Genomic DNA, 15,807 nt, shown 5'->3' on the forward strand with positions numbered 1-15,807 from the left:
ACTAATTACCCTCTCTTTTTGAATCAATAACAGACAAAATTACATCAGACTTATTAGCTATCTCAAATGCAGCTTCTCTATAAGACACAGCACCTGTTCCATGCGGATCGTAGGTTATAACACTTTGATTAAAACTTGGCGCTTCTGGAATCTTAACAGTTCGCGGAATAGTGGTATTAAGAACAATATTTGGATAATGATTTTTAACTTCTTGAAAAACTTCCCTACCAAGAAGAGTTCGCTTATCAAACATTGTTACAAGCATTGTAGAAACAACAAGCGCAGGATTATAGTGCTTTTGAACCAAACCAATTGTTCGAATCAACTGACCTAAGCCTTCAAGAGCATAGTATTCTGCTTGAATCGGAATTAGCATCTCGTGCACAGCACACATTGCATTAATTACTAAAAGACCAAGAGAAGGTGGGCAATCAATAAAAACGTAATCGTAATGTTCGCTGCTAGAGCTTAAAAACTCATCAATTGCGTTCTTAAGAAGATTATTCCTATCTTCCATTTGAGCAACTTCTAATTCAGCACCACTTAACTCAATCGAAGCTGGAACAACATCTAGCCCTGCAATATCTGGGCACTCTTGTTTAACATCAGCAATAGTCTTTCTTCCTTCAATAACATCATAAATAGAAGGATCTGCGGAAGAATGTGGTATATTCATTGCCGTAGAAGCATTACCTTGCGGATCCATATCAATTAATAAAACTTTTGACCCACCAACAGCCATTGCTGCCGACAAATTCACAGCGGAACTGGTTTTTCCAACTCCGCCTTTTTGATTCGCAACCGCAATAAAACGTGTAGTCTTCGGCTTAGGGAACACAACGCCATCAATGGCATGGAAGCGACTGGTTATATCTGCCAACTCACTGCCCAAGGAAGATCCAGAATCCCCAAAAATACGTTTAATTGTATCTTCTGCTGATTCCACCATTCACACCACCCCGCCCACCTATGGGAAATTACCAAACTAACCGATTTAACCGTAGTATTTTCAAGTTTCCTTTCTTCTATGGACATAAAACACCATAAAAATTGCAGAAAATACTACAAAAATATTATAAAAACACACAGTTTCACGTGAAACATATAACATCTTTACTCAGTTTCACGTGAAACATTCAATGAAAATTAACGCAACAAAATAAATGCGCATAAAAGTACAGAACTAAATCACAAAACTTAAATCAGCCTTTATCAATCAGCCTTTATCAATTATTACAACACTTGTTGATTGAAGGCCTTTAGCAACAGGGGCATCAACTACTCTAGGATCTAACCCTTTTACTTTTTTAATCATCTTTTCAGCCTTATCAATCTCCGCTTGTGCAGACTTTCCTTTTAACGCGATTAGTTGGCCATTCTTGCCCAATAGTGGAATGGTCCATCCAGCCAATTTTGTCATAGGTGCCACAGCTCTACATGTAACTACGTCAAAGGCTGGAATTTCGTGAGACTTAACTTTAGCAATAACTTCGTCTGATCTTCCATGAAAAACTGTAACATTTTTTAGGCCCATGACCTCTACGCATTCTTTTAACCAAAGAACTCGTCTTTCCATTGGTTCAATTAATGTTACTTTGCAATCTGGCAAACAAGCAGCAACAACAATTCCTGGAAAACCTCCGCCGCTTCCAACATCTGCGATGGATTTTTTATTTGACTTTTCAACTGCTTTTTTAACAAATGGAACAACTGCAGCAGAATTTAGAATATGCCTTTCCCAAAGAATATTCATATCTCTAGGACCAACAAGGCCGCGAACTAATCCCTCTTCCTTAAGTTTCACGTGAAACATCTTACATTTATCAATAGCATTGCCTAAGACTTCACTCAACAAAGGGGAGTTATCTAATTCATCTACATTGTTTTCATCTACATTGTTTTGTAAATTGTCAGCCTGTTCCATATCTAAAATCTTTTCCGCAAATCAGCCCCTCAAACAAAAAGTAACACAATAAAACATTTTTGTTCCATTGTGTTACTTTTTATTTAAGCTAATTGTTACTCTGTATATTCTTCATCCAACTCTACGTCTACATCATCCATGTCTACATCCACATCTTCATCTAAATCATCATCTTCAATGGCACTTGCAGGCATATAAACAGTAACGTAGCGGTGTGGTTCTTCTCCATGAGACCTAGACCTTAAGCCTTCTTCTCTAACTGTATCGTGAATAACTTTACGCTCAAACGAATTCATTGGCTTCAAATCAACAGAATCACCAGTTTCGCGAACTTCATCAACAGCATCCAACGCAATATCTCGCAAATGTTGACGCTTACGCTTAAGGAACCCATCAACGTCTACAATTAAGTGCGATCTTTCACCAGTTTTTTGCTGAACAGCTAGACGGCTCAATTGTTGCAAAGCATCAACAACCTCTCCATCTCTACCAATCAAATGCTTAATGTCGGAATCATCATCCGCAACAATTTGAATCATTGGCCTATTGTTGCGAACGCCCATTTCAATATCGCCTTCGTAGTCGGCAATATCTAAAAGTCCTTCTAAGTAATCGGCAGCTATATCAGCTTCCTCATTGAGCTGGTCAATGCTCCTGGTCTCGTCTTGTGCCATTTACATACTCCTTAATTTCAATAAATGTCAAGAATCACAATTCTGTGTACAGTTTAACTGAAGATAAATCCAAATTTATAAATTATTTTAATAATTTTAATAAATCTAATAAATAAATTCACATTTACCTTGTTTTTACATTATTTACTTGTTTTTCGCTTGCGATTAGGCTGCTTACGTTGGAATCCTTCTGATTCTCTGCGCTTAGCTTCTTCTCGAGCCTGTTGAAGCTTTTCTTCTTCAATAGAAGGCAAACCTTCGCGCTCTCTGCGCTCTGTTTCTTTTTTGTAATCACGCTTTTCTTTTTCCTCGGCTGCAGGAGATCCTGGAGTTGGGAAGGCATACACCTGCCAAATAGAGCGAAGCATATTCATAATGTTGTTTACAAGCCAATAAACAAGCATTGCAAATGGAAGAGCGAATGCAGAGAAAACATAGATTAATGGGAATCCCCACATCATAAGTTTTTGCATTGTGTACTGGCTGCCTTGCTTAGATTCCGGAGGAAGATTCTTGCGAATATTGTTAAATTGCATATACCACATTGCAGCACACATCAAAATAACAAAGATTACAATAACAACTTTTCCGCCTGCTTGAACCGTCATAAACGTGTCGGAAACACCAACACCAAACACATGCGTTTTAACAAATTGCTGCGCTGTAGCAACATCAAAAGCACCCAAAGAAGCATGCTTTCCTCTAGCAATAAATGGAATAACAGAAAGCGTATACCAAATACTCATAAATGCTGGGCCTTGAATCATCATTGGCAAGCAGCTTCCAGCAGGATTTGCGTTATTCTCCTGATACAGCTTCATCATTTCTCGCTGCATGGCTTCTTTGCTAGCAGAATCGTTTTTACCCTTATACTTTTGCTGAATTTTCTTCATTTTAGGAGCGATCGCTTGCATATTGCGCATACCTTTAATGCTTTTTATAAAGGCAGGGAATATGCACGCGTGCACAACAAGCACAAGAAAGACTATTGAAAGAACCCAGGAGAATCCAATTTCATTCATTCCAATAAGAACAAATAGCTTGTGGAAAAGCGCCATTACTTGAGTCATAAGCCACTCAACTGGCGTAAGGATTTTATAGAACCATCCCCAAATTCCATTATCAAGTAAAAAGTGGTCTTGATTAAACATTAGTTTTCCTTGTCTTGATCAGCCAAGGGAGTTAACCGTGGCTCTTCATGCGCTTTGGACCAAGCGCAACGATAAAAAATTGAATATTTGCGTGGTACATCGTCAATACTGCAGCTGGTCCATGGTCTACAGCGCAATAGTCGCAAAGCAGCTAGGATACCGCCCTTAAACGCTCCATAGCGGCTAATTGCTTCAATAGCGTATCTTGAGCAAGTTGGGTAGTATCGGCAGCAAGCTGGTCTATTAGCAGAAATCGCGCGTTGATACCAGCGAATCGCTTTTATAATCAAATTCGCTACAACACTTTTTCTGCTATTCATAGCTGTATCACTATTCCTTAAACCAACTTATTGTTGTTTTCGCCGATTTTCAACGATTCTGATGGTTGATTTAGTTGGCATTCTTGGTGTTCTTCTTGCGCTATTTGCTGGCTTTGATTTTGAACAATTTTGGTTATTTTCTCAAAAATCTTTTTAACCTGCTCATTTAATGATTCAAACGATGCACTAGCAGCAGTAGATTTAGCTCTTAGAACTACGTCACAACCATTTGGAAGTAACGATTGATGCTGTTTTGCTATTACTCTAAAGCGTCTTTTTACTTTATTTCTAATAACAGCTTTTCCTACGCTTTTAGATACAGCAAGCCCTAGCCTTAAGTCAGCTTCATTTTGTTGAGGCTGATTTAAGGTACCACAAAATGCCGCGGGTGTATTACCATCACGACCCGTGGCAATCTGATTCAGACTTGTTTTTTCGCCTTCGTTAAGCGCGTTTAACACGGCTATACCGCCACGCATGTTGTAATGCGCGACGATATCCCGTGAACACACCTTGCGTCGTTTTTTGAGCACCGCAACAAAATCGCGATGGCTTTTCAGCCTATCCATGCTTTACGACGCGCCCCATCTCAGGCAGATAGTGTCTTACGGCCCTTGGCGCGACGACGATTAATCACTGCGCGGCCAGCACGCGTACGCATGCGAACGCGGAAGCCGTGCTTCATGTGACGACGACGGTTGTTAGGCTGGAATGTCCTCTTCATAACTAACGCTCCTGTATTTAGCCATGCAAAAGCACGGCTCCGTATGAGTCAAGCTATACTAAATTACTATTACCCCTCACCAATAGTCAAAAAACTTTTGATTAAACGTGTTTATAAGTACGCTTTAATAAGTCAAATTTTTCAACACCGTAAAATTTTCTGTACCATTTTCACTAAATCAAACAACTTGTAAAAGCCTTGAAAAATGTGGATTAAAAGCTTTTATCTTATCCACAAATTACACACATGTTATTCACAATTAAGTATTTTCAACACGCGAGGCTGTGGATAACTTCTTAGGGTCGGAGTAAACATATTCTACTAGCACTCTTTACGCGCGCGAATGGATATGTATCTCTGTTTTGCATATCTGTTTTGTCTAAGCGTAAAGAATCGAATAAATGTTTCTGCAAGTTTATGGGGGTGTAGCATGACGGATTCTTTTAGCGATCCAAATGCGCAAGCCACTATTGTGTGGTCAAATACCCTTGCAGTATTGCGTCATAATGCCCTTTTAAGCAACCGCGATAAAAGCTGGTTTGAAAGCGTAAAACCTGAATCTATTTTTGGAACTACTATTGTTCTTTGCGTCTCTAATATAGAAACACAGCAAGCTTTGCAAAATGAGCTTAGTTCAGCTCTTCTTACATCATTAAAAATTTGTACTGGAAAAGATATGTTTCCAGCATTTAAGATTGTTTCTCAATCAGAAAATAACAATACTTCAACTAACAGTGCAGCCGCTAACATCAATGCCACTAACAGCACTTCCGATTTAAGCAATCTTAATCAAAATGTAAACGAGACTTCCCGAGTATTTTCAACATCTTTAGAAGAAAATACAAACGTTAATTCAGACTTATCTTCTTCTAAAAGCAACTCTTTAGAGAACGTAAAATCAAATTTTGGCGCACAATCTGTTGAAAATACTAACAATCTTGTAAACACTAATAGCGTTGAAAATGTTGGTTCATCTAGCAATACTCCTATTCAAAAAGATTTTGACTACGCAACCGGCTTAAATACCATGCAAAACACTGGTTTAGATGTTTCTGGTATTAATTCTGGTATTAATAATCCGCAAGCAAAAATTCCTTCTTCAATAAAAAGGGATCCCGTTACTCACTTAAATACTTGCGCAACTTTTGATACTTTTGTTCCTGGAGATTCTAATCGTTTTGCGCGCACAGTTGCTTTAGCTGTTGCAGAAGGCTCTGGAAAAGACTTTAATCCTTTATGTATTTACGGCGGATCTGGTTTAGGTAAAACACATTTGCTTAATGCTATTGGCAATTATGCTCTTGTTAAGGATTCTTCACTTAAGGTTCGTTATATTACAAGCGAGGAATTTACTAACGAATTTATTGAGGCTTTACAAAACACAAGTCAAAATCAGGGTCAAATCGCTAATTTTAATAGGCGCTTCCGCGAAGTTGATGTTCTTTTAATCGATGACATTCAGTTTTTGGGAGGAAAAGAAGCAACTCTGGAACAATTCTTCCATACTTTTAATGCTCTTTATCAAGCAAGTAAAAGAATTGTTATTGCTTCTGATGTTGCTCCTAAAAATCTTAGAGGATTTGAATCAAGACTTATTTCTAGATTTGAGTCTGGCTTAACTGTTGATATTAAGCCGCCTGATTTAGAAACCCGAATAGCCATTCTAAGAATGATGGCATTAATGAATAATTCTAACGTCCCTAGCGATGTTCTAGACCTTATTGCGGAGCGTTTTACAGAGAATATCCGTGAGCTTGAAGGTGCTTTAACTAGAGTTACAGCCGTTGCATCTTTAAGTAATCAACCTGTGAGCAAATCCTTGGCAGAACAAGCTTTACAAGACTTCTTTGCTTCCGATATTGAAATTCGTCCAACAGATATTATTGGTCAAGTTGCTAAGTACTTCCATATGACTTTTGACGAGATTGTTGGCAGATCTAGAACTAAGAATGTTGCTTTGGCACGTCAAATTGCAATGTATTTAGCTAGAGAAATGACAAGTATGAGTCTTGTTGATATTGGCGAAGTCTTTGGCGGCCGCGATCACACGACTGTTATGCATGCTTATACGCGCATTAGCGGAGAGATGCAAGAAAAGCAGGAAATCTATAACTATGTTATGGAATTAACTGTTCGATTAAAGCAAAATCCTACGAATAAAAAGTAGTTTTACACAAATCTATACAACTCTGTTAATTAAAATAAAAAAAGTTATCCACATAGTTAGTCACAAATGTGGTTAAACCCTGCGAATAAGTGGTGGAAAACGCCGTTAAAAAAGTGAATAAACTGTTTATAAAGCCGCTCAAAATGTGAATTAATGAAAAAATAGCTCCGAATGTGGATAACTCGACTCTTTTTGCACACAATTACTCATAGGTTATCCACATTTTTCTTATGTGGATAATGGCTTTAACAAAGCTTTTCTAGTCACATGTTAACATTTCCACATTGCTTATTACTATTATTACTTTATTTTTGAATAATAATAATATTTTTTATTAACGATTAGCACTTATTTCTAAATTAGATTTTCATTAGCCAATGAGATAGAATAAACACAGTTTTACTGAAATGAGGAAATATGAAAGTTGAAGTTAATTCCGCTTCTTTTGCAGACGCACTATCTTGGACTACTCGCGTTATAGATAATCGTCCAGCAAATCCTATTCTTGCTGGCTTAAAGCTAGAAGCAAAAGACGGAACTTTGCAGCTTTGCGCATTTAACTATCAACTTTCTAGTCGTCATCACGTTGAAGCGGGTGTAGATGAAGCAGGGAGTGTGCTCGTTTTAGGCAGACTACTTGCAGATATAACAAAATCTTTGCCAGCAGAAAAAACATATTTATCTTCTAACGAAACAACTCTTACAATTACTTCTGGAAAGTCAACATTTACTTTGCAGCTTATGCCAGAAGGAGAATATCCAGATTTACCAGAAATTCCTTCAAAACTTGGTCAAGTAGATGCTCCTACTTTTGTTCAGGCTGTAAATCAGGCTTCTGTAGCAGTTTCTAGAGAAGAAGATAGGCCAGTTCTAACAGGAATTCATGCTCATTTTGAAGACGATACTGTTACTTTTACAGCTACTGACAGATATCGTCTTGCTCGTTCCACTTTTAAGTGGACTCCAGAACATAGCGATATAAATACTTCAACTCTTATTAAGGGAAGCATTCTTAAAGATATTTCGCGCTCTGTTGACGAACATCAAAATGTTGTTATTAACTTAAACGAGCAAGAACCTTCTATTCTAGGATTTGAAAATTCTGGAAGAGTTAGCACTTCTCAACTTATTGATGGAGAATTTCCTTCTGTAGATCGTCTTTTTGTTGACGAGTATCCTATTCACGCAATTATTAATCGACAAATGCTTATTAACGCAATTAAACGCGTTGCTATTGTTGCAGAAAAAGATGCTCCAATCTACATGTCTTTTGCGGAAGATGAACTCACTCTAAGTGCTGGAAACGACAGTGAATCTAAAGCAAAAGAAATTATTGACATAGATATGGATGGTCAAGATATTATTGTTGCTTTTAATCCTAACTACTTGATTGAAGGATTAAGCGCTATTAGTGAGCCATTTATTCACGCTAAAATCACGTCTGCTGTTAAGCCTGTTGAATTTAACGGTCAACAAGAAGCAGATGGAGATGAATCAATGAATTACAGATATCTTGTTGTTCCAATGCATCCTTAAAACAAATACTTATAACGAATAACGTAGCCAAATAAATGTATGTTTCAAAGCTTGCATTAGACCATTTTCGCTCGTGGAGTAGTTGTGTACTCGACTTTTCCCCCAAAATGAATGTTCTAGTAGGTTCAAACGGTTTAGGTAAAACTAATGTTGTTGAATCGTTAGAAGTTATTTCAACAGGAACAAGTCATAGAGTATCTTCTTTAACGCCATTAATAGAGATAAATCATAATTGCGCTACAATACGAGCAAATGTTAAGGATTTTAGCAATACTTGCAATATCAATACTTTAGATGGTTCAGATAATTTAGATAATTTAGACGAAACAACATTTGAGCTAAGCATTAATCTAAAGGGTGCTAATAGAGCAAGGATTAATGGTAAAAAATCTCTATATATGAAAGATATAGTTGGCTTAGTTCCTTGTGTTTCTTTTACTCCAAGAGACCAAAATTTGATTGTTTCAGATCCTACTGTTAGAAGAACATTCATTGATCAAGCTGGAGCATTATTAATACCAAACTATTTGCCTATTTTGCAAGAATATAATCATATTGCAAAGCAGCGTTCTGCACTATTAAAAAGTTTATCTAATAATTATTCACCAAATTCAATGAATAATTACAATACGGTTTCTGATTTAGAAGTATGGACTGCTAAGTTTATTGAAACTGGAATAATTCTTACAAAATTACGCAAACAAATAATAGAGTTACTTAATAATGTTTTTTCAAATATTGTTAAACATCTTTCTAACTCATCTAATTTTGCTTCAATCGAATATAATCCTTCTTTTAGTGAGATTGATTTTAGCGAAAATAATTTTGAAGACGATTTTGAAGAAAGTAATGATAATTCTATTAGACTTGCGATTAGTGAGCATTTTCAAAGAATTTATAATGGAGAAGTTGCAAGAGGATACAATCTAATAGGGCCTCATCGAGACGATTTTACTATATTGCTTAATGATTATAATGCAAAAGAATTTGCTTCAAACGGTGAATCTTGGACTCTTGCATTAGCATTAAAAATGGCTTTATTTAAGTCATTAGAAAAAAAGAATGGGAAAAAACCTATTGTTATTTTAGATGATGTTTTTGCACAATTAGACGAGTTTAGAAGAAAACAAATTTTAGAATTTGCAAAAAATCAAGATCAAGTTTTTATTACTGTTGCGTCTTTAAGTGATATACCAAAAGATAAAAGTGTGTTAGAAAACTCGATTATTGATGTGTCTAAAATAGCAAAAGATCAAAATGAAGATGATTCTAAATCTTTAGAAAACAATATTGATATTAATCATAAAATTTTATTGGAAAATATTGTTAATAGTCGTAAAAATAGTGTTGATTATATTGAAAATAACCAAAATAAATCTACTGACTTAGGGGATATTAGATGAAAATTCCCGTAAATAAAATACTAAAATTAGATACAAGAAAGCTTCCAGAACTAATTTTTACGCCTATTAAAAAGAAAGCAATAAAAAAGGTAGTTAACGAGCAGAATGCTTATAAAGCTTTAGAAAGTTTTGGAAAACCTGGTAGAGATCCACAAAATCTTTATTCTTTACTTGCAAATTTTGCTAATCAAAACAATTGGAATGAGCAACTTTCTATAGCAAAAATGCGCGAAGATTGGTGGAAAATAGTTGGAAAAAGCGCATCATTGAATTGTTATATAGACAAAATAAAAGATGGCGTTTTAATTGTTAGAACAAAATCAAATGTTTGGTATACGCAACTTAGCTATTGCAAGCCTATGCTTGAGAAAAAAATATTTGAATATTCTAAGAATATTAATATTAAAGAAGTCAAAATAGTTGGCCCATCTTTGCAAAAAACAGGCAAAAAATCAATAAACAGTAGGTTTAATATTAAGAATCACTAATAATGGCTCTTAATAAAGAGCGGTCATTATGCATGTGTAGAATGTTATGTAATATAGTTAAATCGCTAGAAGACCCTTTTTTGTGCTTTCTAGCGTGTATAGACCTCGTAAATGCCTCTTGGCATGAGGTAATACGGGAAGGGATCTAAAGTGTTAAACACTGAAGATAATTCAATGGAAAATTCTGTTGAAGAACATAAACTAGATGATGCTCAGCTAGATGATTCACTTTCTCCTGAACATTATGATGCTAGTGATCTTCGAGTTCTAGAAGGATTGGAAGCAGTTCGAATTAGGCCAGGTATGTATATTGGTTCAACTGGCCCTAGAGGATTGCATCATCTTGTATACGAGATTGTAGATAATTCAGTTGATGAAGCTTTGGCTGGTTATGCTTCTCACATTGAAGTGACAATTTTGCCAGACAATGCAATAAAAGTTGTGGACGATGGACGTGGTATTCCAGTTGACGAAGTACCAGGCGAAGGTGTTTCTGGTGTTGAAACAGTTATGACTAAGCTTCACGCTGGCGGAAAGTTTGGCGGCGGCGGATACGCTGTTTCTGGCGGCTTGCACGGCGTTGGCATATCTGTTGTTAATGCTCTTTCTACGCGTGTAGAAATCGAAGTTCGTCGTCAAGGATTCCATTGGACTCAAACGTATGTAGATCAGCATCCAACGGCTCCTCTTAAAAAAGGTCAGCCAATGGAAGATGGTGAATCTACGGGAACTTCTGTAACGTTCTGGCCAGATGGCGCAATTTTTGAAACAACTACGTACGATTTTGAAACTTTGCGATCTAGATTCCAGCAAATGGCTTTTCTTAACAAGGGATTGAAGATTTCTCTAACCGATTTGCGTAAACCCGATGAAGCAGTGGATGAAGTCACTGGAGAAAATGAATCAATTAGCGAAGAAAAGCATCAAAGCGTTAGCTACAAGTATGATCACGGAATTAAAGATTACGTTGATTACTTAGTTAAATCTCGTAAAGCTGTTCCAGTAGAGCCAGATGTTATTGATTTTGAGGCAGAAGACCTTGAGATTGGTATTTCTGCAGAAATCGCTATGCAATGGACTGTTGCATATTCGGAAGCGGTGCATACTTTTGCAAATACGATTTCTACTACAGAAGGTGGAACTCACGAAGAAGGATTCCGTGCTGCGCTTACATCTCTTGTAAATCGTTATGCTCGAGAAAAGAACATATTAAAAGAAAAAGATACTAATCTTTCTGGAGACGATGTTCGAGAAGGCTTAACAGCAGTTGTTTCCGTAAAGCTTACAACTCCACAGTTTGAAGGTCAGACTAAAACAAAGCTTGGTAATTCCGAAGCTAAGACTTTTGTTCAGCGAGTTATGACCGAAAAGCTTGGAGATTGGTTCGACGCTCATCCAAGTGAAGCAAAGAACATTATTCAAAAAGCAATTGAAGCATCGCGTGCGCGTCTTGCAGCTAAGAAAGCTCGCGAAAATACTCGTAGAAAGTCAATCTTTGAAACTGCTGGAATGCCAGATAAATTGAAGGATTGCCAGTCTAATAATCCAGAAGAATGCGAGCTGTTTATAGTGGAGGGTGATTCCGCAGGTGGCTCCGCAATTCAAGGACGAGATCCTATTACGCAAGCAATTTTGCCATTGCGCGGTAAGATTTTGAATACTGAGCGCGCATCAATCGACAGAATGATGAAGTCGGAAACTATTGAATCCTTAATCACTGCTGTTGGTGGCGGTTATGGTGAAGATTTTGACTTAAGTAAAGTTAGATATCACAAAGTCATTATTATGGCTGATGCTGATGTTGATGGTGCTCATATTGCTACATTGAATTTAACACTGTTCTTCCGCTATATGCGACCAATGATTACAGCAGGCTACGTTTACGTTGCAATGCCTCCTCTTTATCGCTTGAAGTGGAGCAAGGGTGCGCATGATTTTGTTTATACGGATGCAGAGCGAGACAGAGTTCTTGCAGAAGGTAAAGCTGCAGGCAGACAACTTCCTAAAGGCGAAGGCATTCAGCGATACAAGGGCTTGGGTGAGATGAGCTATCAGGAATTGTGGGAAACAACAATGGACCCTGAGCACAGAATCCTAAAGCAAATTCATATTGAAGATGCTGCTCGAGCTGATGAAACTTTCTCAATGCTTATGGGAGACGAAGTGGAACCTCGTAGGCTCTTTATTCAACGTAATGCTCACGATGCAAGATTTATTGACGCTTAAAAATTGTTAAAAATTGTCAGTAAAAGCATTAAAGCAAATAAACTTAAAGCTAATAAAAAGGAATTACAGTGGTAGACGAAATAAATGCCGCTAATAATAGCGAAGAGCCAGATCAGTTACCTGACGGTTCAATGGAGCCACAAAGCCCGCAAGAAGCAGATAATACGGATTATGGCTTAATGAAGGGTGCTCGCGTAAAGCATATGGATTTGCAACAAGAGATGCGCGAATCCTATCTTGCTTATGCACTTTCTGTTATTGTTGAGCGTGCTTTGCCAGATGTTCGAGATGGCTTAAAGCCAGTGCATCGTCGCGTTATTTACGCAATGTACGATGGCGGATATAGGCCAGATCGCGGATACAACAAGTGCTCTCGTGTTGTTGGCGATGTTATGGGTAAGTATCATCCTCATGGTGATTCTGCTATTTACGACACTTTGGTTCGTATGGCTCAATCTTGGTCAATGCGATACTTGCTTGTTGATGGTCAAGGAAACTTTGGATCCCCAGGTGATGATCCTGCAGCAGCAATGCGTTATACAGAATGCCGTATGGCGCCTCTTGCTATGGAAATGGTTCGAGATATTGACAAAGATACTGTTGATTTCTTGCCAAACTACGATGGAAAAACTCAAGAGCCAACAGTTTTGCCATCTCGTTTCCCAAATCTTTTAGTTAATGGTTCTGCAGGTATTGCTGTTGGTATGGCAACTAATATTCCACCTCACAATATGCGCGAGGTTGCCGATGGCGTACATTGGGCTTTAGATCACCCAGATGCCAGTAATTCCGAGCTTCTAGAAGCATTAATTCAGCGAATTAAAGGGCCTGATTTTCCTACTGGAGCAACAATCTTAGGCCACAAGGGAATTGAGCAAGCGTACCGCACTGGTCGCGGATTAATTACAATGCGCGCTGTTGTTAATACCGAGGAAATTAAGGGACGTATGTGCTTGGTTGTTACTGAGCTTCCATACCAAGTTAATCCTGATCGTTTAGCTGCTTCTATTAGAGAAGCTGTGCGAGACGGTAAGATTCAAGGCATTGCAGATATGCGCGATGAAACGTCTGGCCGTACTGGTCAGCGTTTGGTTCTTGTTCTTAAGCGAGATGCTGTTCCAAAAGTTGTTTTGAACAACTTGTATAAGCATTCGCAATTGCAGCAAACTTTCGGCGCTAACATGCTTGCGCTTGTTGATGGTGTTCCTAGAACTTTGAGCTTGGATGCGTTTATTCGTCATTGGGTAAGTCATCAGCTTGAAGTTATTGATAGGCGTACACGCTACTTAAAGCGCGAGGCAGAAGAGCGAGATCATATTTTGCAAGGCTACTTAAAAGCTTTGGATATGATTGACGAAGTTGTTGCATTAATCAGATCTTCTAAAGATGTTGAAACAGCTCGCACTGGTTTGATGAATTTGCTTGATGTTGATGAAGTTCAAGCAGATGCTATTCTTGCAATGCAACTTCGTAGGCTCGCAGCTTTGGAACGTCAAAAGATTCTCGACGAGCATGAAGAATTAATGCGCAAGATTGAAGATTACAACGATATTCTTGCAAGCCCAGAGCGTCAGCGCAAGATTGTTGGCGATGAGCTTGACGAAATCGTAGCAAAATATGGAGATGAGCGCAGAACTAAGATTCTTCCATTCTCGGGAGAAATGAACGTTGAAGATCTTATTGCCGAAGAAAACGTTGTTGTAACAGTTACTCGCGCAGGCTATATTAAGCGTACAAAAGCAGACGAGTATCGCGCACAACACCGTGGAGGTAAGGGTATTAAGGGCGCAAAGCTTCGTGAAGATGATGTTGTAGATCACTTCTTCTTAACATCTACTCACAATTGGCTTTTGTTCTTCACTAATCGCGGACGCGTTTACCGCATTAAAGCATATGAGCTTCCAGAAGGATCAAGAGATTCTAAAGGTCAGCATGTTGCAAATCTTCTTCAATTTACTCCTGGAGAAACAATTCAAGCGGTATTGTCAATTCAAAATTATGATGTAGCAAAGTATTTGGTTTTGGCAACTCGTTCTGGAAAAGTTAAGAAAACTGCTTTGCAAGAATATGATTCTCCACGACAAGGTGGCTTGATTGCTGTTCGACTAATGGCAAACGAAGAAACTGGGGAGCCAACAGACGAGCTGATTGGTGCAGCTTTGTGCAACCCAGAAGATGACATTATTCTTGTTTCTAAACTTGGTATGAGCCTTAAGTTTAGAGCAGATGATGAGCAACTTCGACCAATGGGCCGTCAAACTGCAGGCGTTCAAGGCATGAGATTTAGAGAAGGCGACGAATTGCTGGATATGGATGTTGTGTCGGTAGATACAAGCAAAGATCTTCTTGTTGTTACAAACGAAGGATTTGCTAAGCGTACAGCTATTGAAGAGTATCGTTTGCAAGGAAGAAACGGCTACGGTGTTAAAGCGGTACAGCTTACAGAAGGCCGCGGTTCTTTGGTTGGTGCTTTGATTGTTGAAGAAACAGATCAAGTAATGGCAATTATGAAGTCTGGTAAAGTGATTCGTTCCGACGTTAACGAAGTTAAGCGCACAGGTAGAACCACTCAAGGAGTGACTTTAGCAAAGCCAGATAAGGGTGATGAAATCATCTCGATTGCTCGAAACGAGGAAAGAGATGATGATGAAACTCAAAATGAAGAATCATCAGAAAAAACTATTGGAAGGAACTTAGATGAGTGAAGATTTTGAAGCATCCAATAGCAAAGTTAGTGGAGAATCTAATACTAGTTCTCCAAGAACAGTAGGTGCAACAGCTACGTCTTCTTCTAATGCGTATAGCGTTAGAAAATCTACTCAACCAAGAGCTAGAAGGATGAGTCTTTCCCTAGTTAGAGTAGATGCTTGGAGTGTTGCAAAAGTAACATTTTTGCTAAGTGTTGCTGGCGGAATAATACAAGTTATTGCAGCGGGATTAGTTTGGCTATTTCTAAACATGATTGGTGTTTTTGATCAAGTAACACAGATTGTTTCATCAACAGGCTTAAATAGCAACGGTTTTAACCTTGCAGACGTTTTTTCTTTGCCAACTGTTTTAAGTGCTGTAATAATTTTTTCTGTTGTAGAAATAGTTATTGCAACATTATTATCTGCAATTGGATCTTTGCTTTATAACGTTGTTGGATCATTAGTTGGTGGAATTCACTTAACTCTTGGTGATGACTAAAGCAA

At 38.0% G+C, this 15,807-nt stretch carries 14 protein-coding genes; 7 read left to right on the forward strand and 7 right to left on the reverse strand.

All coding sequences use genetic code 11. The features are described 5' to 3' along the window. Position 1: 1 nt before the first annotated feature. From NYP67_RS01290 to rpmH, 7 genes are all read right to left on the reverse strand, one after another. Positions 2 to 949: a ParA family protein gene (locus NYP67_RS01290; protein ID WP_004131167.1), complete on the reverse strand. Its 948-nt coding sequence runs from the start codon at positions 947 to 949 to the stop codon at positions 2 to 4. A gap of 267 nt (positions 950 to 1,216) precedes the next feature. Continuing rightward, positions 1,217 to 1,924 (reverse strand): 16S rRNA (guanine(527)-N(7))-methyltransferase RsmG, encoded by a 708-nt coding sequence (gene rsmG / locus NYP67_RS01295; protein WP_473411101.1) that lies wholly within the window; start codon positions 1,922 to 1,924, stop codon positions 1,217 to 1,219. A gap of 95 nt (positions 1,925 to 2,019) precedes the next feature. Then, positions 2,020 to 2,598 (reverse strand): Jag family protein, encoded by a 579-nt coding sequence (locus NYP67_RS01300; protein WP_016635500.1) that lies wholly within the window; start codon positions 2,596 to 2,598, stop codon positions 2,020 to 2,022. A gap of 140 nt (positions 2,599 to 2,738) precedes the next feature. After that, positions 2,739 to 3,749, reverse strand: coding sequence for a membrane protein insertase YidC (yidC, locus tag NYP67_RS01305; protein WP_473411102.1), 1,011 nt, complete (start codon positions 3,747 to 3,749; stop codon positions 2,739 to 2,741). Then, positions 3,749 to 4,069, reverse strand: coding sequence for a membrane protein insertion efficiency factor YidD (yidD, locus tag NYP67_RS01310; protein ID WP_004131171.1), 321 nt, complete (start codon positions 4,067 to 4,069; stop codon positions 3,749 to 3,751). Before yidD ends, yidC begins: the two co-directional genes overlap by 1 nt. Positions 4,070 to 4,086: 17 nt before the next feature. Continuing rightward, positions 4,087 to 4,638 carry a ribonuclease P protein component gene (rnpA, locus tag NYP67_RS01315; protein WP_004131172.1) on the reverse strand — a complete coding sequence of 184 codons (552 nt, stop codon included), beginning with the start codon at positions 4,636 to 4,638 and terminating at the stop codon, positions 4,087 to 4,089. A gap of 20 nt (positions 4,639 to 4,658) precedes the next feature. Further along, positions 4,659 to 4,793, reverse strand: a complete 135-nt coding sequence (gene rpmH, locus NYP67_RS01320; RefSeq protein ID WP_004114029.1) for a 50S ribosomal protein L34 — start codon at positions 4,791 to 4,793, stop codon at positions 4,659 to 4,661. A 430-nt stretch (positions 4,794 to 5,223) separates the two neighbouring features. Between rpmH and dnaA the strand changes: the two genes are divergently transcribed. The 7 genes from dnaA (at position 5,224) to NYP67_RS01355 (ending at position 15,802) form a co-directional block, all read left to right on the forward strand. Beyond that, a complete protein-coding gene (gene dnaA, locus NYP67_RS01325; RefSeq protein ID WP_473411103.1) occupies positions 5,224 to 6,960 on the forward strand; it encodes a chromosomal replication initiator protein DnaA in 1,737 nt (578 codons plus the stop codon). Between the two features lie 417 nt (positions 6,961 to 7,377). Continuing rightward, positions 7,378 to 8,496 (forward strand): DNA polymerase III subunit beta, encoded by a 1,119-nt coding sequence (gene dnaN, locus NYP67_RS01330; RefSeq protein ID WP_004131176.1) that lies wholly within the window; start codon positions 7,378 to 7,380, stop codon positions 8,494 to 8,496. Between the two features lie 35 nt (positions 8,497 to 8,531). Next, entirely contained in the window at positions 8,532 to 9,899 is a 1,368-nt protein-coding gene (recF, locus tag NYP67_RS01335) for a DNA replication/repair protein RecF (protein WP_032835976.1), read from the forward strand. Next, a complete protein-coding gene (locus NYP67_RS01340; RefSeq protein WP_004131181.1) occupies positions 9,896 to 10,387 on the forward strand; it encodes a DciA family protein in 492 nt (163 codons plus the stop codon). The genes recF and NYP67_RS01340 overlap by 4 nt, the downstream gene beginning before the upstream one ends. 150 nt (positions 10,388 to 10,537) lie before the next feature. Then, positions 10,538 to 12,613 (forward strand): DNA topoisomerase (ATP-hydrolyzing) subunit B, encoded by a 2,076-nt coding sequence (gene gyrB / locus NYP67_RS01345; RefSeq protein ID WP_473411104.1) that lies wholly within the window; start codon positions 10,538 to 10,540, stop codon positions 12,611 to 12,613. Positions 12,614 to 12,681: 68 nt separating this feature from the next. Continuing rightward, on the forward strand, positions 12,682 to 15,318 hold the full coding sequence (gene gyrA / locus NYP67_RS01350; RefSeq protein WP_004131185.1) for a DNA gyrase subunit A: 2,637 nt from the start codon (positions 12,682 to 12,684) through the stop codon (positions 15,316 to 15,318). Further along, complete coding sequence (locus NYP67_RS01355) at positions 15,311 to 15,802, forward strand: DUF3566 domain-containing protein (RefSeq protein ID WP_004131188.1); 492 nt, start codon at positions 15,311 to 15,313, stop codon at positions 15,800 to 15,802. The genes gyrA and NYP67_RS01355 overlap by 8 nt, the downstream gene beginning before the upstream one ends. Positions 15,803 to 15,807: the final 5 nt, after the last annotated feature.

It is taken from the genome of Gardnerella sp. c23Ub_4 (assembly GCF_055804115.1).